Origin of the sequence: Caballeronia sp. LZ008 (assembly GCF_031451435.1) — a bacterium.
Classification (GTDB): domain Bacteria; phylum Pseudomonadota; class Gammaproteobacteria; order Burkholderiales; family Burkholderiaceae; genus Caballeronia; species Caballeronia zhejiangensis.
Genome location: NZ_JARUXK010000004.1, coordinates 1,448,917 through 1,470,391 on the forward strand (window position 1 = coordinate 1,448,917; position 21,475 = coordinate 1,470,391).

Here is a 21,475-nt window from a genome sequence, read left to right on the forward strand (position 1 = left end):
AAAACCATGATCCTTACCAACTCAACCCTTGACGCTCAATACAGTTGCTTTCTTTGCAGCAGCAAAGAAAGTGACTGCCGCCCCGCACAGGGGCAGTGCCAATAGACCACTAAGAAAACGGGATCCGGCGAAATCACTAGCGAAAGCGAAGAAAAACCCAAAAAGGTCATTCCGCTTCCTCAAGCGCCTCCTCCCGCGGATACACCCGAACCAGCACAATCCTCGGCCCCTTCATCTTCTTCACGACGATATCGAACCGATCGAACTCCACCCGCTGCCCTTCACTGGGCAAATCGCCCAAAGCATTGATTACGAGCCCGCCAACCGACTCCGCGCGTCCTTCATCGATATCGATCCCCAACGCGCGCTCGAGCGAAACAACCGGCAAGCTGCCCTTGCCCATCAACGTGCCGTCATCCATGCGCGACCAATCGGCATCGCCCTGACGAAACTCGTCATGAATCTGCCCCACGAGCGCGCCAAGCAGGTTATCGAGCGTGATGAAACCGATAGGCTTCGCGCCCTTGCGCCCAACGATCGCCAGATGCGGCGCGCCCTTGCGAAAGCGCCGAAACAACTCGAGCGCCGACAGATTCGGCGCCACGTACTGCACCGGCCGCACATGACGCGAAAGCTTGTCGATCTTCCCGACCGCATCCTTCGAAAAGTTGAAGTGGATGCCACGCGCGCCGCCATCGCCTGAAAGCAGAAGGTCCTTCAGATGGATCATGCCGATCACGCGCTCGCCCGACGCATCGGCGAAAAGCGGATAGCGCGAGAAACGATGCCGCGCGATCACGGCGAGGTTGTCGCGCATCGGCAGATCATTGCGCAAGCCGACCAGCTCGTGCGCCGGACGCATCAGATCCGACACCGTCATGCGGCTAAAATCGAGCGAATGCGCGATCGTATTCCACTCGTCCTCGTTATACGAGGAGCCGCCGCCATGACGGCGCCCGCGCAGGATAAGCTTGAGCTCGTCCGTGGAGTAATGCGCGTCGTGACCATGTTCGGCCGAAATGCCGAAAAGACGCAGCACGAAGTTCGCGCTCGTATTCAGCACCCAGATGAACGGATACATCAGCCAGTAAAAGCCATATAGCGGCGTGGCGAGCCACAGGCCCACCTGTTCCGCGCGACGGATGGCCCACGACTTCGGCGCCAGTTCGCCAACGACGATATGCAGGAACGAAATGACGGAGAACGCGAAGAAGAGCGAGATCGAGTCGATCAGCTTCTCCGACTCGACGCCGAGCAGTGCAAAGAGCGGATGAAGCAGCGCCGCGAACGCGGGCTCACCGATCCAGCCGAGTCCGAGCGATGCCAGCGTAATGCCGAGCTGACATGCGGAAAGATAAGCATCGAGCTGCCCGTGCACCTTTGCGAGCAGACGGCCAGGCAAGCCATTGGTGCGTGCCAACGCCTTGACGCGCGTGGCCCGCAGCTTGACGAGCCCGAACTCCGCCGCGACGAAGAAACCATTCAACGCGACGAGCAACAATGCGCCGATCAGCGCGACAACCTGAGCCAAAGCAACTCTCTTCGAAAGTGGAAAGCGTCAGTATATGGGTGACAGCTGATCGAAAGTCAATTACATGCCCGCGACCGGCACGCGCACCGATAACGTCACTTCGGCGTTGTCGGCGATATCGCTGTGCTCGAACGCGCCGCCATGCGCCTCCGACACGCGCTTGCACAATGCAAGGCCCCATGCGATGCGTCCGCCTTCGCGCGGCTCGAGCGCCTGACGCCGCGCGAACGCTTCGAGCACGTGCGGCGAGGCCGTATCGCTGAGCGCCTGTGCCGATGCCGTGAATTGCACGTCCGTGCGCCACATGCTGCCCTCGACGTTGCTCGACACACGCACCGTCGCGCCCGCGGGACTCGCTTCGGCGGCGAACGCGAGCATGAGCCAGAGCGTCTGCAACAGACGTTCGGCATCGCCTTCGACTTGTTCTTCCGCGAGCGGCGAATCGATGTCGATCGTCACGTCACGTGCGCGCGCGACGCCGGCACGCGCGAGCGCCGCGCTCTTTTCCAGAAGTGGTCGCAACGCGACCGGCGCGAGCGCGACCTGTAGCGCCTTGGTCTCGGCGCGCGTCGTATCGACCGATTGCTCGATGAGCTTCACCTGTTGCTCGACGCCCGAGCGAATGCCCGCGAGCGCGCGCTGCGCGGCGGCATCGTTGGCGTCGACCTTGCGCTCCAGCACATAACCCCAGCTATGAATTGCGTTGAGCGGGCCGCGCAAATCGTGCGATACGACCGACAGCACATGATCGCGCATGAAAAGCGCAGCCTCGGCTCGCAGATGCGCGATGCGATCCTTTGCGCTGGGCTCGCCGTCCGGCGCGTTCGCCGGCGACACGATCAGCGTCACGCAATCCGGGCCCGGCAGCGCGATGATCGAGAAGGCGCGCCGCGCGTCGTCTTCGCCGAAGCTCACATGCGCGCGACGCGTGCCGTTGCCTGCGAGCGCGGCATCGGCAGCCTCGGCGAGCACCGCAGTGAGCGGCCGCGGCAACGGCGTCTCGGCGAGTGCGCGGCCGTTCAGCGCGGCGGGATCGAGATCGAAGAGATGAGCGAGAACGGAGTCGGCGGAGAGGCATCGCTGGGCGGCGTCGAGCACCAGCACGCCGTCGTTTCCTGCGACGGCCGCATCGAAGGACTTGTCGCCTTCGGGTTCGACCGTACTGGAAAAAGACGTTGTCACGGTTGTGGATCCTTGGTGTATCGGTGTTGCGGTTGATGTCGCGGAAGCTGGATGCGTAGTAGCAGTGCGCGTATTGGCCTGACGAACGAGGACGCGCGAGAAACCTTGCAAGTCATTATATGTGAGCGCCTACCACGCCTGCGGCAGCGGTGCGCAACGCGCTCCGCTGCGCCGCTCGCAGCAATTCGCGTGCACGACCGATTCGGCATCATGCGCATGCGTTTTCATTCGACGCTCGCACAAGATGCTATCGGCGAACTATTGCGACACGTCATGTGTCGGAAGGGAAGGCCTCGTGGTTCACGCGCCTTTCGCCTACCAGCACTTCGCGAAAATTTCAATCGAACGATCGCATCCGATCATCGTGTTACGTGTGCAAACCCACTGACAAATACGGGTTTTCCTTGTTAAATAGCTTCTGTCGCACAGACAGCGCCCTCTCCGGAAGTGTACGACGGTCCGGAACCGGCGCATTTCGTTCAACTTCAGCGCGCTTGATGCCAGGCCAAGGCACAAGTGCGCAGACCTCTTTGGCCCGCGCCGCATTGACGGCAATACGTACGAGCGAAACTAATCGCTTCATGCGTTGTCACGCAATGGCCCGCCCGTAACGGGCGAGCATGCAGGGTTCGTAGCCCTGCGTCATAGTCATAAAATCAAGCTGCGCTAAAGCCGGGGAAAAACCGTTCAATGGCTTCATTTCGAAAGAACTTCACGATATTGATGACGCTGCAGGTATCCACATACCTCGCACCGTTGCTGACGCTGCCATGGCTCGCACGCGTCCTCGGCCCCAGCGAATACGGACGCCTTTCGTTCGGCCTCGCCTTCACCGCATACTTCATCTCAATCACCAATTACAGCTTTTCGCTGACCGCGACGCCGAAGATCTCGATCAATCGTCAGAGCCGCGAAATGCGCTCGAAGCTGTTCTGGGAAACCATCGTCACGCAGGCCGCGCTTGCATTAGCTGGCTTCTTCGTTGTCATCGCGCTGACGTCGGTCGTACCTTATCTGCAAGAGAACCGCGAGTTGCTTCTCATCGGCTATGGTCAGGCAGTCGGTGCAATGTTAATTCCGACGTGGTACTTTCAGGGCATCGAAGATCTCGGCATGTTGAGCCTGTTCGTATTCATCGGACGTGCCCTCAGCATTCCTGCGATGTATCTCTTCGTGCGCGAGCATGACGATGTCCATAAAGCGATGGCCGTCAATGCTCTGGTGCCGCTGCTGTCGGGCATCGCGATTTGCACGTACCTTTATCTGCGGCGCGAGCTCGACTTCGTGCGCGTGTCGCTCCGTACCATCGTCGTTCGTCTGAAGGACGGATGGAGCGTATTCATGGCGACGTCGATCGTCGACATCTATGCATCGAGCAACATCGTGCTCCTGACATTTATTTCGGGTAATGTTGCAGCAGGTTATTTCGCCGCGGCCGACAAGCTGATCCGTGCCGCGTTGAACATGCTTCAGCCGCTCAAGACCGCGGCCTATCCGCGCGTGAGCTTTCTCATGCATCACGCAAAGGATGATGCGTTTGCATTCCTGCGCAAGATGTTCGTCGTGCAAGGCCTGATCGTGTCGCTGATCTCGGTGTGCATCTTCTTCGGCGCGCCGCTTGCAGTAAAACTCTTGTATGGGCCGAAGTTCTTGCCTACCGTAGAGGTGTTGCGCTGGATGGCATTCGTGCCGTTGATGGTCGGCCTGACGGATCTGTTCGGTGTTCAGACGATGCTGCCGCTCGGCATGAAGGCACAGTTCAGCCGCGTGCTGATGGCCTCCGCGGTACTGAATTTCAGCTTGCTTGCCGTGCTGGCGAAGCTCTTCGGCGAGCAAGGCGCGGCGGCTACGGTGCTGATCGTCGAGACGCTGGTTGCTGCGGCCATGGCCTTCACGCTGCATCTGCAAGGCGTGCCGTTGCTCAAGCGTCAGCGCCCGATCGCGGGAGGAAGTGCCGGGTCTGAAACGACGTGAACCCTATGGGGAAATACGTCGTAGCTAATAAGCTTTCCCAGGCTGCATATTCGCTTTTCCATAAATGTGAAACTGGCGTGTTAAAAACAGTAACAAGTGATTCTAATTGGTAACGCATTTATCGAATCACGCGCTTTAACAAAGCTTTGTTTTGCACCCGAAGAGCGCAGCGGATGCTTTCGACTTGCGCTCTACTCCAAAGTTGCATTTAAGTATGTGAGTCAACGAACCGACCTATGCAGGTCGAGTCGTTATCTTAATGGTATGAGCAGCATTTAATTAAGAGAGCCTGCAGAATGGAAACAGAAGAAATGTCGGTCGAGCATGTACAAAGGCTGGCCGATCAGGCCGAGAGCCTGCGCATGCAGTCGGTCGCGGTACCGCTCAAGGATCTGCAGATCCTTCTGCAGATTTGCGAGACGGCGATAGCTCAACAGAATGCTGCGGCCGCCAAATAAGCTTTATTTTCCGTATTCGTCAGCACGATTTCGCTGACTTCACGATGTTTCCAAAAAAGACCGACATCGGGGCGCCCATCCGACCAAAGCTGATTGGTCCGGGAGCTTGCGGCAGGTAAATCCAGGCTTGTCATCAGGCTTGACGGGGCTCTTGGCATCCCCGTGCGCAAGGAACGAGTAATGCTATGCCGGATCTCGTGTGTGCTTTTCGGACGCGTATTTAAATCGTGCGATTAGTACTCGCCACGCATATCCCGGCTTTTTGACGCGTTCCTCGAAGTGGCCATGAACCGCCGCTTCGGATGCGTTCGCCCTGCGTGAACGTATCACGTCATTTTTCCATAACGACTAGACCATTCCTTCTCATTGCGTATCGCCGCGGGCGCTCGGCGCAACGCCATTCGAAGAGTTGAATATGAAAGAGATCGTCCATATCACCGAAGCCTTCGGCGGCGGTGTACTGTCCATGCTGACGCAGCTTTCCAATCGCGCGGCGGCCGCTGGCGTCGGCGTAACGATCCTTCATTCGATCCGGCAAGAAACACCCAATAATTTCGCCAAGCTCTTCCATCCGGCAGTAAAGCTAACCTACGTCAGCATGTTCCGCGAAGTGAGCGTGAAGAATGACCTGACGAGTCTCTGGAGCCTCGTCCGCAAGTTGAAGGAGTGCGATCCATCGGTGATCCATCTGCATTCGTCGAAGGCGGGCGTTCTCGGACGCGCGGCCGCGCGCATCGCCGCGCCGCGCGCACGCGTGTTCTATTCGCCGCACGGTCTCGCGTTCCTGCGCCGCGACGTGTCGCCCGCGAAGCAGTTTGCTTATCTGAGCTTCGAGCGCATCGCCGCGAAGCTCGGCGGCACCATCGTCGCGTGTTCGAAAAGCGAGCTCTCGGAGATCGAAACGAAGATGCATGCGCGACGTGCCCGCATGATCGAAAACGGCGTGAACGTTCCGGAGATTCCGCCGCGCGTCGACACGAACGCGGGCGGCATCGTCATCGGCATGAGCGGCCGTGCGATGTTTCAAAAGAACCATGAAGCGTTCGTGAAGCTCGCGAGCGAGTTGTCCAACCCTTCGGTGCGCTTCCTGTGGATCGGCGGCAACGAAACCGAATTGCCCGCCGACACGCCCAAGGATGCCGTCGCGTGCAGCGGCTGGGTCACGCGCGATCGGGCGCTCGAACTCACGGCTGGGCTCGATATCTATGTGCAGACGTCGCGGTGGGAAGGCATGCCTATCGCACTCATCGAGGCGCAGGTCGCGGGCATTCCCGCCGTCGTCACCGATGTGGTCGGCAATCGCGATGTCGTGCAGCACGGCGTGACCGGCTTCGTTGCATCGAACATGGAGGATATGGCGAAGTACATCGCGATGTTGCGCGATGACCCGTCGTTGCGCGCACGCATGGGGGCCGCAGCGAGAGCATCCGCGAGCAAGCGCTTCTCGATGGACGCGATCTTCCGTCAATGGCTTTCGATGTACGAGTTCGGCTCCGACAAGCCCACGCGCGAACCGCTCGGCGCGAACGAGGTTGCATCGTATGAAACCAGCTCCGATTCACAGTTCTGACGCCCTGCACATGGATACGACAATCGCCACGAACAAGCTCGTCTATAACGGCCGCTTCACGAGCCAGAAGACCACCGGTGTGCAACGCGTCGCGCGCGAACTCGTCGCCGCGCTAGGAAAGTTGCCGCAAGGCTCGCATGTGACGCTCGCGGTGCCGCCGCAGGACGGACTCGATCCCGTGCAAGGCGTTCAGACCGTCAAGCTCGGCTTCGGCAAGGGCGTCTTCTGGGAGCAGATCGTCCTGCCGCTCTTCGCGGGGCGCTCGCGTATCGTGAATCTTTCGAACTCGGGTTCCATCTTCCGCCCGAACCAGATCATCTACATGCACGATGCCGCGGTGTTCGATACGCCCGCGCATTTTTCGTGGAAGTTTCGCACCTGGTATCACGTGATGTTCTGGATTCTCGCGCGCACGTCGAGCTGCGTGCTGACGAATTCGAAGTTCTCGCGCGACCGGCTCGCGCATCATGTCGGCGTGCCGGCGGAGCGTATCGGCGTGGTGCCGCTCGCGGCCGATCACCTCGATCACATCACGCCCGATCTTTCGGTGATCGACGAGCTCGAGCTCACGAAGCGGCGTTACGTGCTCGCCGTGAGCAGCATGAATCCGACGAAGAACTTCAAGCGCCTCGTCGAGGCGTTCATGCGTCTGAGCGATCCGTCGATCGATCTCGTGATCGTCGGCATGAAGAACGCCGCGATCTTCGGCAAGGCGCACGATCTGTCGAGCGCGCCGAACATCAAGCAGGCGGGCTATGTCAGCGACGAAAAACTGCGGGCGCTCTACCAGAATGCGGCGTGCTTCCTCTATCCTTCAATCTACGAAGGCTTTGGCATTCCGCCGCTCGAAGCCATGCGCAACGGTTGCCCGACACTCGTCGGGCGCGCGGCCGCATTGCCGGAAACGTGCGGCGATGCATCGATCTATTGCGACCCGTACTCGGTCGAAGACATTTCGAACAAGTTGCGCGAGCTGCTGGATTCGCCTGAACTGAGCGAAGACCTGAGACGTCGCGGCCTCGCGCATGCCGAGCGCTTCCGGTGGACGGAAAGCGCCCGCTTGCTGATGCAGTTCATCGACAAGCCATGATGGCAACGACGTCACATCTTTCCCACGCGCCCGCCGAAGCGCGGCGCGCGCTTACATGAGGGCCGAATGTCGATGCGAACTCTGGTGGCTGCCGTCTCGCTCTTCGGTGCGCTGTGCTGCGCATCCGTTCTGATCTATGCGCGCAGCGGCACGTCCGACGCCTATTCCAGCAAGCACTCGGCAACCCACAAGGCGGACGCCGCGAGCAGCGCGACGCCCAGGATCGCGTGCGGAAACGGATCGACGGGTGTGTTCTACGGCATCGCGGGACATCTGGAACATCACGGCGCCTACGGCACGAGCGATTACGACTTGCAGATTTCACAGCTCCGCGATCTCGGCGTCACGATGTATGCGCAGGATGTATCGAGTGAACGAAGCGCGCATATGGTGGCGGATTTCGCGCGCGCGGCGGCGAAGCAATGCATCGGCGTACTCGCGCTCGTCACGCCCTTCGAGCCGGAAAAGCGCGCGAACGAGCAGGAAACTTTCGAGCGCGGCTATGCGCTCGGCAAGACGGCGGGAAGCGTGCTGAAGGGACTCGTAACGTACTACCAGGTCGGCAACGAATACGACAACTGGTCGATACTCGGCTCGGATCGCAGCGGCGAGCATCCGCAGGACTACGACAACGCGATGTTCATGAAGGCGCGCGGCTCGATCCTCGGTCTGATCAAAGGCATACGTGAGACGAATCCCGACGCGAAGATCCTGCTGACGTCGTTCAGCTGGCTGCATTACGGCTTCACGGACATGCTGTATGCGGGCACGCAGCCCGACGGCTCGCGCGGCCATCCGATTCCGCAGTGGGATATCACTGCATGGCATTGGTATTCGAACATGGGTTCGATCACGGCGGCGGGCGACAAGAAGGTCAACGTGCTCGAACGCCTGCGCGACAGTTATGGCAAGCCGATCTGGATCACCGAGTACGGCGTGCGGCCCACGCACGCGGACCCGGGGGGCTATCTCATCGGCAAGGACGCATTGAAGGGATTCGTGTCGCTCGCGAAGACCTACAACATCCAGAACGTGACGTTGTACGAGCTATACGACGATCAGCGCTTTGGCGGCGATGGCAACTACGGGGTGATCCACGATGACGGTAAAACGCGCAAATCGCGCTTCAATACGGTGCGCGACTTCATCAAGGCCAATCCGATGCCATGAAACCGCAATCTATTCGTGTTACGAATGAAGTATGGGCGGAACTTGCGATTATCGCGTGAAAATGGGCTTGCGCAACGGGGGACCCCACCCTTATGACGCCCGCAACGTTCGCTACATAACAGACGCATGCAGTTTGTGTCCGGAAGATAGATTCAGCACCGTTTTTTCCGGACTCAACGTATCGTTTTACAGCAAGCGATTCGTAGGGCTTCGCGAGTTTCATCCGCCGAATCCCGAGACGCGGTTCCGAGGCACGGAGTGTGCTTCCAAGGAATATCGCACTCCGACGAGCCAACGCGCTTCGTCACGCGAACTCGAAGCATCGCGCGCTTCGCCCGCTTTTAAGAGCCTTTCGCGTCTTTAGTCTGTCTGGAAGTTCCGACGGCCCTGCGCCGGATCAAATAACACGTAAGACGTACCGCGGACATGTCGCGCGGGCTTTCTGTTTTTTCTCGGCCCGGGAAACAACGCTCAACTTATCGACTTATCGAACTGAGGACGCGCCATTGAACACCCTCTATGTCAACTCCGGATCCTCGCGCCCTGGCAAGGACGACGGCGAATTCACCGCGGGCGACATGCTCAGGCTCCTGCGCGATCACCTTGGCATGCTGTTCCTGTTCATCGGGATCACGGCCGCGCTCGCGACCGCCTATGCGTTTCTTGCCACGCCCATCTATTCGTCGGATGTCGTGGTGCGGGTCGATCCACCTGATCCGAACGCGCTCGGCATCGCGCCGCAAAACCAGGCGCAGATGCAGCAGGCTCAACCCACGGCCACGCAGCTCGCACCCGCGGAAATCTCCGTGATGCAGAGCCGCTCCGTGCTCGAACCGGTCGTGAAGCAGTTCCACTTCGACATCAAGGTCAAGCCGGACACGTTCCCGGTGCTCGGTCAGATCGCTTCGTTGTTCGCGAAGAAGGGACATCTCTCGCCGGCATGGTTCGGCATGGACTCGTACGGATGGGGCGGCGAGTCGCTGCAGATCGGCCGCCTCGATGTGCCGTTTTCGCTCGAAGACCAGAAGCTCGACTTCGTTCTGCTCGACAACAACCAGTACGAACTCCGCGACCCCGACGGCGCGGTGCTCGTGCGTGGCACGATCGGTCGTCCGGCATCGGCGAACGGCGTGTCCATTCTCGTCAATAGCGCGCTCGGTCATCCGGGCGTGCACTTCGACGTGACGCGCCTCAACACGCTCGACGCGATCGCGATGATGAAGAAGACGATGAAGGTCGCCGAGTCCGCGAAAGACACGGGCGTCGTGCAGATCACGTTCAACGCCGACGATCCCGCGCTGACCGCCGATGTCGCGAACGCGCTCGGCCAGGCGTATCTGACGGCAGCCGTGCACGCGCGTCAGGCCAACGACACGAAGACGCTCGAATTCATTCGCGGAGAATTGCCGCGCCTCGAAAGCGATCTGCGTCGCGCGGAAAGCAACTTGAGCGCGTTCCGTTCGAAGTCGCAATCGGTGACGCCGCTCAACGAAGCGCAGGCCTATCTGCAAGGCAGCATCACGTCGATGCAGCAACTCGCGACGCTCAAGCTGCAACGCACGCAACTCTTGCAGCGTTTCCAGCCCACCAGCCCGCAAGTCGTCAATCTCGATCAGCAGATCGCGGAGCTCGAAGCATCGAACAAGCAGATTCAGCAGCGCTTCGACAGCATGCCCTCGTCCGAGCGCCAGAACGCGACGCTCACGCGCGATGCGCGCGTGGCCGAAACCATCTACATGGGGATGGTGAACAAGGCGCAAGAGCTGTCCGTGCGCCGCGCAAGCACGAGCGGCGGCGCGCATATCGTCGATAACGCGCTGCGTCCGTATCGTCCGGTGAAACCGAACAAGGCGCTCGTGATCGCCGCGGGCACGGGTCTCGGCTTTTTCATCGGCACGTTCTTCATCTTCCTGCGCCGCCACGCGATGATCGGTGTGACCGATCCGATGTTCGTCGAGCGCCGTCTTTCGGTGCCGGTACTGGGCGAAGTGCTGTATAGCCGTCAGCAGGCGATGCTCGATCACGAGATTGCCGTATCGCCCGTGGAGCACGCGCCGCTCACCTACTCCGGCGCGCAGGACGGCGGCGCGCCGAAGGCGTTGCCGCATATTCATCTGCCAGAGCACGACGCGTTCGCGATGCCGCACGTCGCCGACACGGACCGCGACGCCCGCGTGCTGGCGACGCGCTTCCCGCACGATCCGGCCGTCGAGGCGCTGCGTGCGGTGCGTACCGAGCTGTATCGCGATCTCGCCAATGCGCCGAACAATATCGTGATGCTGACGGGCCCGATTCCGTCCGCGGGCAAGAGCTTCGTCGCGGCGAATCTTTCGGTGCTGCTCGCGGAAATCGGCCTGCGCGTGCTGCTGATCGACGGCGACATGCGGCGCGGCCACATCGCATCGTTCTTCAAGCAGTCGAATCCGGGCGGTCTCTCGGAAGTGCTGAAGGGCGAACTCGCGCTCGGCGATGCGATCCGTTATGTCGGCGTGCCGGGACTGTCGTTCATGTCGTGCGGCGGCTATCCGGAGAATCCTTCCGAACTTTTGATGATGCCGGGCTTCCGCAACATGCTCGCGCGCATGAGCGATCAGTTCGACCTCGTGATCGTCGATACGCCGCCGTTCCTCGTCGTTACCGACGCGGCGATCGTGGCGAGCGATGCGGGTTCGACCGTGCTCGTGCTGCGCTCCGGCATCCAGAGCGAGGAAGAGATCGAGGAAACCGTGAAGAAGGTGCAGCGTTCGGGCGGCAGGCTCGTCGGCTCGGTCTTCAACGCGATTCCGCGACGCCCGAGCAATCGCCGCAGTTATGGTTACGCGGCGGCATATACGAGCACGTTCAAGTCGATGACCTAACCGCGGCGCATAATCGAGCGCAGCGGATGAAGCATCGCGCCGCGTGCCTGTCACGCGGCGCTTCACGTTGTAACGGTGGAATCTGCACGGACTTCCGATGTAAGCACGTCGTCAACCGGGTCGATGAGAGAGACGCATATGAGCGGACATTTTTCATTCGGGCATCGGCTCGTGCACTGCCCGCGTTGCCGCAGGCAAGTGGGCGCGACGTTGAGCGTGTGTCCGCATTGCGATTTTCATCGCGTGCGAAAGGCGCGACCCGAGCGGCAGTTGCCGCCGCCCGTGCAAGAACCGGTCGTCATCCGGCGCCCGCCGCTCGTGTCGCTGCGTTCCGCGCTCGTGATCCTGCTCGCGCTCCTGGCGACGTTCCGGCCCAGAGTGTGAGCGTGCCGACGATTCATCCGGCAGGCGTTTTGCTCCCGATAACGAACGACAGCCCGTCATGAAGCGGGCGCATCCTACCCTTCGATGATGAAAGATAAAGCGTCGCTGACCGACCTCTACTACCGAATCTGGGCCTTCGCGATGCCGGTGACGTCGTTTCTCGTCATGCCATCGATTCAGGGCACGACGATCGGCTATCTGATGTGCTTCCTGTCCGTGCCGCTCGTGCTGCTGTTCGGCGGGCGCGCGCGCAAGAACTGGATGCACTTCGTGATCGCGGCGATCGCGGTCTGGCTGCTGATGGTCTGCACCTCCCAGCTCGCGGACGTCATGGCGCCCTTCGATCCCGACTTCAGCAAGATCTCGCTCGTCGACGACACCGATCCCCTCACGTTCATCATGCGCAAGAGCATGTTCACGCAGTCGCTTTACGTGGCGGCGGTCGTGCTCTATGCGGCGTATGTGTACCACTATTACAAGCCGACCTGGGACCAGTGGATTCTCGCGGCCGTCACGCTGCTCGCGATTTACGGCATTTACGAAGTGGCGTACTTCATCGCGACGGGACAGCCGGGCGACTTCATCTCGAACCGCGCATTCGGCGATCAGTTCGGCAAGGGCATCGTGCGTTCGGACGGCACGGTGAACGGCAGTTCTTTCCAGCAGATCGACATCAAAGGCTTTCCGATCCAGCGCTTGAAAGCGCTGACAGGCGAGCCGTCGATGTACGCCATGTCCATCTTCCCGTTCTGGGTCTACTTCAACGCGACGTCGCGCGTGCGCTGGCCGGTGTGGGTGATCGGACTGTCGCTTCTGATGACCACTTCGTCGACGGTGCTGATCGGCTATGCGGTGTATTCGCTGATCCGCGTGCGCAAGCTCGGCATCAACCCGGTGAAGGCGCTGATCGGACTTTTCGTGCTGTGCGTGATCGGGTATCTGCTGCAGGATTACATCGCCGAGCTCTTCAAGCAGATGGTGACCGACAAGCTCGAAGCGAAGACCGAGTCGGGTTCCGACCGCAGTCTGCTGTTCCTTCACTCGATGCAACTGTGGCTCGATCTCGCGCCGCTCAATAAGCTCTTCGGCATCGGCTTCGGCTATGTGCGCTCGACCGATCTCTTCTCGACGCTGCTCGTCAATACCGGCATCATCGGCACGGTCTTCATCAGCGCGTTGATGCTGTACCCCGCGTTCAAGCTCGACTGGGATCCGCGCGGCATGGCGCTGCGCCAGTGCTGCGCCGCGACCTGGACGATGATGATGGTGTCCGTGCCCGAGTTCGCCTATCTCGCGCCGTGGACGCTCGTCGCGATGGCCTATGTCCGCGTGCGCGCGCTGAAGATCGCAAGGCAGCAGATCGGCGATCAGGCCGCCGCCGCCGCGATGCATGATTCGCAAGACGGCGCGTCGATCGGCACCGCGATCGGCCGGCACGTAAGGCCGGAAATCGGCACACGCATCGGTTCGCGCTTCGGGCCGCACAGCCGTCATCTGTAATCGACGCGGCGCTTCCGGGCGCCGCCCGCTTCCCTGCGACGTTCTACAATGTCGGTTTCGACCACCGGTTCATCCATCGCCGATGACCGGGCAACCAGGGAGCAAACATGTCGACTGTCACGACCGATTCCGGTCTCAAATACGAAGACGTCACCGTTGGCGAAGGCACTGAAGCCGTCGCCGGCAAGACCGTCAGCGTGCACTACACGGGCTGGCTCACGGACGGCCAGAAGTTCGATTCGAGCAAGGACCGCAACGACCCCTTCGCCTTCGTGCTGGGCGGCGGCATGGTCATCAAGGGCTGGGACGAAGGCGTGCAGGGCATGAAAGTGGGCGGCGTGCGCCGTCTCACGATTCCGCCGCAACTCGGCTACGGCGCGCGCGGCGCGGGCGGCGTGATTCCGCCCAACGCCACGCTCGTGTTCGAAGTGGAACTGCTCGACGTCTGAGCGTTTTCCGCATGAGCGCGCCGCTTCATCGTCCTGCCGTGTCGTTGCGCCGCTATGAGGCGGCGCAGGCGTCGGACGTGCACGACTTTCATCAGATCGTGCTCGGCCTCGACGGGTCGATGGAGATGGCCGTCGACGGCAACGGCGCACGCATCGATTGCAGGGGTGCGTGGATCATCCCGGCGGGCGCGCGCCACGATTACTGGGCCGAGGGCGACAATCGCCAACTCGTGCTCGATCTGCCCGCCACGTCCGTCGCGGTGCCCGAGCGCTACTTCGAACGGGCGCGCGCGATCGTCATCGATCCGCGCATCACGCAAGCCGTCGCCGATGTCGCCCGTCGCGCGCATCTCGCGGATGCGCATCTCGCGGACCGCTTCGCATGGCAAGCGGCTGCGCATCTGTGCGGCGCGCTGATGCACGACACCGACGATTCCATCGACGCGATGCGCGGCCTCGATTTCGCGCGCATCGACCGATGGTTGCGTTCGCAACTATCGGCGCCGCTGCGTATCGCCGATCTCGCCGCGCATTGCGGCTTCGGCATGCGGCGCTTTCATCAGCTCTTCAACGAAGCGTTCGGCGAGACGCCGCATCGCTATCTGCATCGGCTGCGGCTCGACACCGCCTTGACGTTGCTCGCCGACTCGCGCGCGTCGCTCACCGATATCGCGCTCGATGTCGGTTTCGCCGATCAAAGCGCGTTCACGCATGCGTTCTCGAAACGCTTCGGCATCTCGCCGGGGCAATGGCGCAACGGCGGTTCATCCGATTCACGCGACAGACCGGCGCGTATGACGGATGCGTGATAGCGCGCGATTTCGAGCGCATTCGCCGATTGCTTCTCGACGCGCAACCCGAGCGTCTCCATGCCATTCAACAGCACCCACGCAAGCGCTTGGCCGCTTCCGCCGCGCTCGAAAAGCAGAAGCTCGAAGGCTCGAGACGCAAAAAAGCCCGCTTGGTCCTTGCAGACGAAGCGGGCTCGTTCGAAGCGCCGAAAACTTACTCGACCGATAGTTGCAAATGCAACTGTGAGCGCGCCATGCCGCCCTCTTGCGCGTCGCTCGCAGCATCGCGATCCGACTGCGATTGCGGCGCAAGACGTGCGGACTCGATGCGATCGAGATAATCGGTCGTCACGTCGCCAGTGATGTAGTTGCCGTCGAAGCACGACGCTTCGAATTCCTTCAACGCCGGATTGATGTCGCGGATCGCGTTCTTCAGGTCTTCCACGTCCTGATAGACGAGATAATCCGCGCCGATCATGCGTGCGACTTCCTCATCGCTGCGGCCGTGCGCAACGAGTTCGCCGCGCGTCGGCATGTCGATGCCGTACACGTTCGGGAACTTCACCGGCGGCGCGGCGGACGCGAAGATCACTTTGTTCGCGCCGGCATCGCGGGCCATCTGCACGATTTCATGCGAGGTCGTGCCGCGCACGATGGAATCGTCGACGATCAGCACGTTCTTGCCTTTGAACTCGATGCCCATCGCGTTGAGCTTCTGACGCACCGATTTCTTGCGCACCGCCTGACCCGGCATGATGAAGGTGCGGCCCACGTAGCGGTTCTTGAAGAAGCCTTCGCGATACTCCACGCCGAGCTTCGCGGCGACCTGCATCGCGGCGGGGCGCGACGAGTCGGGAATCGGCATGACGACGTCGATCGGCACATCCGGCAGCACGCGCTTGATTTTCTCGGCGAGGTAATCGCCCATGCGCAGACGCGCGTTGTAGACCGGCACGCCGTCGAGGCACGAATCCGGACGCGCGAGATACACGAGCTCGAAAATGCACGGATTGAGCTCGGGCTTCTCGGCGCATTGGTGGCTGTGCAGATTGCCTTCCGCGTCGATGAAAATCGCTTCGCCCGGTTCGACATCGCGCACGAATTCGAAGCCGATGCCTTCGATCGCCACCGATTCCGACGCGACCATCCACTCGACGCCCGTCGACGTTTCGAGCTTGCCGAGCACAAGCGGACGAATGCCGAACGGATCGCGGAACGCGACGAGACCGTAGCCTGCGATCAGCGAGACGATCGCGTACGAGCCCTTCACACGGCGATGCACGCCCGCGACGGCTTTCCACAGCGCGGTCGCATCGAGTTGCAGGCCCGAGCTCGCGAGCTGCAGTTCGTGCGCGAAGACGTTGAGCAGCACTTCGGTGTCGGATGCGGTGTTGATGTGCCGGCGGTCGATGCGGAACATCTCGTCCTTCAGCTGCATCCAGTTCGTCAGATTGCCGTTATGCGCGAGGATGATGCCGAACGGCGCATTCACGTAGAACGGTTGCGCTTCTTCCTCGCTCGATGCGGACCCGGCGGTCGGATACCGCACCTGGCCGATGCCGACGTTGCCCGGCAGACTGCGCATGTTGCGCGTGCGGAACACGTCGCGCACCATGCCGTTGGCTTTGTGCATGTGGAAGTTATTGCCGTTCGCCGTGGCGATGCCCGCCGCGTCCTGTCCGCGATGCTGGAGCAGGAGCAAGCTGTCATAGATCAGCTGATTGACGGGACTTTGGGAAACTACACCTACGATGCCGCACATGGCATGGTCCTTCAAAGAGTCGAAACGGGTAGACAAGGCGTTGCCCGGATCTCTTCGACGCTTCTCTCAAAAACTGGCCGTGACGTGGCCGGGGCGAAGCGTCTTCGAGCCGTCGCGCGTTCCTCGTGTAGCCGGCCGTTCGTCTATTGTGCGGCGTTGGGCGCCAGGCCGCCCGGTTCGGGAGCGACGTGCACATACGCGGCGAGCGTATCGGGGAGCAGCGGTTTCAATTCGCGCACGCCTTGCTCGGCCATCGGCCGCAGCAGCGCATTGCGCCAAAAATCTTTCTGAGGCAGTTCGGTCAGGCCAGCCAGGGCGACCAGAATAACTACCAATATAGCCCCTCTGACGAGGCCGAACAGCAAGCCCAACGAGCGGTCCACGCCGCGCAGGCCGGTGACTTCCGTGATGCGCGTCAATAGCGCCGACAGCACGCTCGATACGAGCAGCACCGCCCCGACCACCAGCACGAACGCCACGAGCCACTGCGTAAGCGCGCCGCCGGGCCACGTCGACGGGATATACGGCACGACGAGCCCGACGAACCGTCCCGCGATCAGAATGGCGGCGACCCAGCCGACCAGACCGAACGCTTCGGCCAACAGGCCGCGCCACATGCCGCGCAGCGCGGACAGGCCGATCACGGCCATCACGGCGTAGTCAAAAGCGGTGAACATCGAGCCGGCTTAATTCGATGCCCGGGTGCCGCCGCCCAGGCCGGCCTGCCGCACCTTCACGAGCGCGGCCTGCGCCGACGCGCGATCCGGGAACGGCCCCGCGCGCAACAGCGACTTGGTCGCGCCGTCCGACTGCTTGCGATGTTCGAGATATGCGGGCACACCCGCGGACTTCAACTTGTTGACCCAATTCTGCGCGGCGGTTTCGTCGTCGAACTGGCCGATCTGCAGCACGAAGCGGCTGCCCGCCGGCGACGACGGCGTGTTGGCCGCGCCTGCCGCGGCGTTCGCCGCGGTGTTTGCGTTGGCTTGTTCGGAAGGCTCGGCCGCTTGCGGCTTCGCGTTCTGGCTCGCCACGGCTGCGGGCTTCGACGGCTTCGCTTCCGGCTTGGCTTCGGCTTTCGCTTCAGGCTTCGCTTCCGGCTTCGGCTCGGGCTTTGCCGTCGCGGCAGGTGCCGCGGCTTGCGGCTGCGTCACGCCGGCGGAAACACTGCCGGACGCACCCGACGGCGCGTCGTGCGCGACACCGGCTTGCGTGTCGGCGTCGTTGGCGTCGCGCGACTGCTTCGCGGCGGGCGCCGGGCGGTTGGGAATATCGATGGAAATGTCGTCGGTGACGGGCTTCGGACGCGAATCGAGCACCATCGGCAGGACGATGACGGCGGCGAGCACCAGCGCGATCGCCCCGACGAGCCTGCGGCGCGCGCGCTGCTTCTCGGGCAGGGTGGGATCGAGCATCATCGCGTCGGCGTCGGTGCGCTCGGATCTGCGCGTGCGGCGTTCCGTGCGGACGGTGTGACGCGAGCCGCGCGATGAATCGGAATATGCGTCGCGACCGGAGTCGTCTTTCTTGCCGAACGAAAAGAGTCCCATGTATCGCTTGGTGCTGACGGCCGACCGTCTCAATGATGCTGCTAGTTATGCTGCATTCGACGGTAGGCCATGACGCCGGCTACCGTGTAGAAACTGCCGAAAACCAAAATTCTATCATTTTCAGACGCCCGGCTTAACGCATCTTGAAAAGCCGCCGCGGGTGTTTCAAAGCGAGAAACGCTGCTGTCGGCGCTGTCGTTGACACCGGCGTCGCGCAATGCGTGTTCCAGTCGCTCCGCCGACGCGGCGCGCGGCGTGGGCAGCGCGGTCACGTTCCAGTGATCGATCTCGCCCTTGAGTTGCTTCACGACGCCTTCGATGTCCTTGTCGCCCATCGCGCCGAACACCGCGTAAGTGTACGGAAAGTAGCCCATGTTGCCGAGATTTTGCGACAACACGGCGGCTGCGTGAGGATTGTGCGCAACGTCGAGAACGATTTGCGGCTTGCCCGGCAGCACCTGGAAGCGTCCCGGCAACTCGACGTTCGCCAGGCCAAGGCGAATGTCCTGCGCCGAAACCGGCAGACGGTCGCGCAGCGCTTCGAGCGCGGCCAGCGCCGCCGACGTGTTGATGAGCTGATTCGCGCCGCGCAGCGCCGGATAGGCCAGCGCCGAGCGCCGCTGCTCGCGCCCGATATAACTCCATTGCTGGCGCTCGTTGCCCGGCTGGGCTTCGTAGCGGAAATCGCGTCCGACGAGCCACAGATCCGCGCCGATCGCCTCGGCATGTTCGATGAGAGTCTGCGGCGGCGACGGATCTCCGCACACTGCCGGCTTGCCCGTCCGGAATATGCCCGCTTTCTCGAAGCCAATTTTTTCGCGCGTGTCGCCGAGATATTCCGTATGGTCGATGTCGATGCTCGTGATCACAGCACAATCCGTATCGACGATATTCACCGCGTCGAGACGCCCGCCGAGCCCGACTTCGAGAATCACCGCGTCGAGCTTGCGCGACGCGAAGAGGTGCAGGATCGCAAGCGTTGTGAACTCGAAGTACGTCAGCGAAACCGGCTCGGGCAGGCTGGCGCGCGCCTTTTCCACGGCCGCGAAATGTTCGAGCAGATCGGCGTCGCTCGCCTCCGCGCCGTCGATGCGCGCGCGCTCGTTGAACGTCAGCAGATGCGGCGACGTATGGCAACCGACGCGATACCCCGCGCGCAGCAAGATCGTTTCGATGATCGCGCAGGTCGAGCCCTTGCCGTTCGTGCCGCCGACGGTGATGACCGGGCAGTCGAAACGCAGGCCGAGCGCATCCTTCACCTTGCCGATGCGCGCGAGGCCCATGTCGATGCCGACCGGATGCGCCGCTTCCAGATGGGCGAGCCAGGCGTCGAGAGTCGGGAATGTGTTCATTTTCGAGATCGCAAAAACAAAAGCGCCGCGCGGAACCTCGCGGGGTTCACGCGCGGCGCGGCGCTACGTACATTCGGGTCAGGCGACGGAATCGGCGGGTTGCCGCGTCATCAGCGCCATCAATTGGGCGATTTCTTCGCGCATCTTGCGGCGATCCACGATCATGTCGACCGCGCCCTTCGTCAGCAGGAACTCGGCGCGCTGGAAACCTTCCGGGAGCTTCTCGCGCACGGTCTGCTCGATCACGCGCGGGCCGGCAAAGCCGATCAGCGCCTTCGGCTCGGCAATCACGACATCGCCCAGGAACGCGAACGATGCGGACACACCGCCCATCGTCGGGTCGGTCAGCACGGAAATGAACGGCAGCTTCGCGTCCGCGAGTTTGGTCAGAAGCGCAGTGGTTTTGGCCATCTGCATGAGCGAAAGCAGGCTTTCCTGCATGCGCGCGCCGCCCGAGGCCGTGAAGCAGATGAACGGCACGTTCTGCTCCAGCGCGTTGCGCGCGCCGCGCACGAAGCGCTCGCCGACCACCGAGCCCATCGATCCGCCCATGAACGAGAATTCGAAGCACGCGACGACACACGGAATCGTGTGGATCGCGCCGCCCATGACGACCATGGCGTCGGTCTCGTCCGTATCTTCCATCGCTTCCTTGATGCGATCCGGATACTTGCGGCTGTCCTTGAACTTCAGCGCGTCGACCGGGACGACTTCCTGGCCGATTTCATAGCGGCCTTCCGGATCGAGCAGGCGGTCGAGCCGCTCGCGCGCGCCGATTCGCATGTGATGGCTGCACTTCGGGCATACGTGCAGATTCGCCTCGACGTCGTTGCGATACAGCACCGCTTCGCACGACGGACACTTCACCCAAAGGCCCTCGGGAATGCCCTTGCGGCTTTTGGGATCGGTTTGCTTGATCTTCGGCGGCAGCAGTTTGTCGAGCCAGCTCATCGTTTTTCCTTGACTGATCGGTTGCCGCGCGGCGCACGCCCGAATCGGGCGGCCCGCGGCGGCGCGTATTTTACTGTGCGGCGTCGAGCGCCTGACGAATTTCGGCGATGAAGCTCGTCAGCGACGCGGCCGCGGTGTCCGGCTTCGCGTCTTCGAGCAGCTGCACGAGGCGGCTGCCGATGACGACGGCGTCCGCGACATCGGCGACGGCGCGCGCGGTCTGGGCGTCGCGAATGCCGAAACCGACACCGACCGGCAGGGGCACACGCGACTTGATGGCCGGGATTTTACTCGCGATGCTGGAAACGTCCAGATTTGCGGCGCCGGTCACGCCTTTCAGCGATACGTAGTAGACATAGCCGCTCGCGATCTTGCCGACCGCCGCGACGCGCTCGTCCGTCGATGTGGGCGCGAGCAGGAAGATCGGATCGATGCCGGCGGCGCGCATCGACGCGCCGAAGCTCTCCGCTTCCTCCGGCGGGTAATCGACCACCAGTACGCCGTCGACGCCCGCTTCCTTCGCGGCTTTCGCGAACGCGTCGGCGCCCATGCGCTCGATCGGATTCGCGTAACCCATCAGCACGACGGGCGTTTTGTCGTCGGTTTCGCGGAAACGCGCGACGTCGGCAAGCACGCGCTTGAGGGTCACGCCGCGCGCGAGCGCCCGCTCCGACGAACGCTGGATGACGGGGCCGTCGGCCATCGGATCGGAGAACGGCACGCCCAGTTCGATGACGTCCGCGCCGCCCTTCGCCAGCGCGTGCATGAACTCGACGGTTTGTTCCGGATTCGGGTCGCCCGCGGTGATGAACGGAATCAGCCCTTTCTTGCCCTGTGCGGCGAGCGCCGCAAAAGTATTCTTGATGCGGGACATGAGATTTCTCTTAGTCGTATTCGTTGGCG

The 21,475-nt window shown here is 62.0% G+C and carries 18 protein-coding genes and 1 pseudogene; 10 read left to right on the top strand and 9 right to left on the bottom strand.

Going from position 1 to position 21,475, the window contains the following annotated elements:
* Positions 1–166: 166 nt before the first annotated feature.
* Positions 167–1,531 carry a hemolysin family protein gene (locus tag QCE49_RS31545; RefSeq protein ID WP_008354020.1) on the bottom strand — a complete coding sequence of 455 codons (1,365 nt, stop codon included), beginning with the start codon at positions 1,529–1,531 and terminating at the stop codon, positions 167–169.
* A 60-nt stretch (positions 1,532–1,591) separates the two neighbouring features.
* On the bottom strand, positions 1,592–2,713 hold the full coding sequence (locus QCE49_RS31550; protein ID WP_309806705.1) for a HAMP domain-containing sensor histidine kinase: 1,122 nt from the start codon (positions 2,711–2,713) through the stop codon (positions 1,592–1,594).
* 690 nt (positions 2,714–3,403) lie between these two features.
* On the opposite strand from QCE49_RS31550, the gene QCE49_RS31555 reads away from it, so the two are divergent.
* The 10 genes from QCE49_RS31555 (at position 3,404) to QCE49_RS31600 (ending at position 14,975) form a co-directional block, all read left to right on the top strand.
* Positions 3,404–4,687 (top strand): flippase, encoded by a 1,284-nt coding sequence (locus QCE49_RS31555; protein WP_033536876.1) that lies wholly within the window; start codon positions 3,404–3,406, stop codon positions 4,685–4,687.
* A 296-nt stretch (positions 4,688–4,983) separates the two neighbouring features.
* Positions 4,984–5,145 carry a hypothetical protein gene (locus QCE49_RS31560; protein WP_160297408.1) on the top strand — a complete coding sequence of 54 codons (162 nt, stop codon included), beginning with the start codon at positions 4,984–4,986 and terminating at the stop codon, positions 5,143–5,145.
* A gap of 415 nt (positions 5,146–5,560) precedes the next feature.
* Positions 5,561–6,715: a glycosyltransferase gene (locus QCE49_RS31565; RefSeq protein ID WP_250440375.1), complete on the top strand. Its 1,155-nt coding sequence runs from the start codon at positions 5,561–5,563 to the stop codon at positions 6,713–6,715.
* Between the two features lie 10 nt (positions 6,716–6,725).
* Complete coding sequence (locus QCE49_RS31570; RefSeq protein WP_250460457.1) at positions 6,726–7,805, top strand: glycosyltransferase family 1 protein; 1,080 nt, start codon at positions 6,726–6,728, stop codon at positions 7,803–7,805.
* Positions 7,806–7,871: 66 nt separating this feature from the next.
* A complete protein-coding gene (locus QCE49_RS31575) occupies positions 7,872–8,975 on the top strand; it encodes a glycosyl hydrolase (protein ID WP_008354027.1) in 1,104 nt (367 codons plus the stop codon).
* 506 nt (positions 8,976–9,481) lie between these two features.
* The gene (locus tag QCE49_RS31580; protein WP_250460455.1) at positions 9,482–11,833 is read left to right on the top strand and encodes a polysaccharide biosynthesis tyrosine autokinase; all 2,352 of its coding nucleotides are present in this window, start codon (positions 9,482–9,484) and stop codon (positions 11,831–11,833) included.
* Positions 11,834–11,971: 138 nt separating this feature from the next.
* Positions 11,972–12,217 carry a hypothetical protein gene (locus QCE49_RS31585; protein WP_250435450.1) on the top strand — a complete coding sequence of 82 codons (246 nt, stop codon included), beginning with the start codon at positions 11,972–11,974 and terminating at the stop codon, positions 12,215–12,217.
* Positions 12,218–12,301: 84 nt separating this feature from the next.
* Positions 12,302–13,717 (top strand): hypothetical protein, encoded by a 1,416-nt coding sequence (locus QCE49_RS31590; RefSeq protein WP_008354030.1) that lies wholly within the window; start codon positions 12,302–12,304, stop codon positions 13,715–13,717.
* Between the two features lie 107 nt (positions 13,718–13,824).
* Complete coding sequence (locus QCE49_RS31595) at positions 13,825–14,166, top strand: FKBP-type peptidyl-prolyl cis-trans isomerase (RefSeq protein WP_008354031.1); 342 nt, start codon at positions 13,825–13,827, stop codon at positions 14,164–14,166.
* Between the two features lie 11 nt (positions 14,167–14,177).
* A complete protein-coding gene (locus QCE49_RS31600) occupies positions 14,178–14,975 on the top strand; it encodes an AraC family transcriptional regulator (RefSeq protein WP_250460453.1) in 798 nt (265 codons plus the stop codon).
* Here QCE49_RS31600 and QCE49_RS31605 read toward each other — a convergent pair.
* The 7 genes and pseudogenes from QCE49_RS31605 to trpA form a co-directional block, all read right to left on the bottom strand.
* Positions 14,957–15,058: pseudogene (locus tag QCE49_RS31605) on the bottom strand (PLP-dependent transferase); the annotation flags it as partial. The gene QCE49_RS31600 and the pseudogene QCE49_RS31605 overlap by 19 nt on opposite strands.
* A gap of 113 nt (positions 15,059–15,171) precedes the next feature.
* Positions 15,172–16,719 carry an amidophosphoribosyltransferase gene (purF, locus tag QCE49_RS31610; RefSeq protein ID WP_008354035.1) on the bottom strand — a complete coding sequence of 516 codons (1,548 nt, stop codon included), beginning with the start codon at positions 16,717–16,719 and terminating at the stop codon, positions 15,172–15,174.
* A gap of 143 nt (positions 16,720–16,862) precedes the next feature.
* Positions 16,863–17,396 carry a CvpA family protein gene (locus QCE49_RS31615; RefSeq protein WP_008354036.1) on the bottom strand — a complete coding sequence of 178 codons (534 nt, stop codon included), beginning with the start codon at positions 17,394–17,396 and terminating at the stop codon, positions 16,863–16,865.
* A 9-nt stretch (positions 17,397–17,405) separates the two neighbouring features.
* Positions 17,406–18,269 (bottom strand): SPOR domain-containing protein, encoded by an 864-nt coding sequence (locus QCE49_RS31620; RefSeq protein ID WP_250460450.1) that lies wholly within the window; start codon positions 18,267–18,269, stop codon positions 17,406–17,408.
* A 41-nt stretch (positions 18,270–18,310) separates the two neighbouring features.
* Positions 18,311–19,621 (bottom strand): bifunctional tetrahydrofolate synthase/dihydrofolate synthase, encoded by a 1,311-nt coding sequence (gene folC / locus QCE49_RS31625; RefSeq protein WP_250460448.1) that lies wholly within the window; start codon positions 19,619–19,621, stop codon positions 18,311–18,313.
* A gap of 78 nt (positions 19,622–19,699) precedes the next feature.
* Positions 19,700–20,572: an acetyl-CoA carboxylase, carboxyltransferase subunit beta gene (gene accD / locus QCE49_RS31630; RefSeq protein ID WP_008354039.1), complete on the bottom strand. Its 873-nt coding sequence runs from the start codon at positions 20,570–20,572 to the stop codon at positions 19,700–19,702.
* A 70-nt stretch (positions 20,573–20,642) separates the two neighbouring features.
* Complete coding sequence (gene trpA, locus QCE49_RS31635) at positions 20,643–21,446, bottom strand: tryptophan synthase subunit alpha (protein ID WP_175983188.1); 804 nt, start codon at positions 21,444–21,446, stop codon at positions 20,643–20,645.
* Positions 21,447–21,475: the final 29 nt, after the last annotated feature.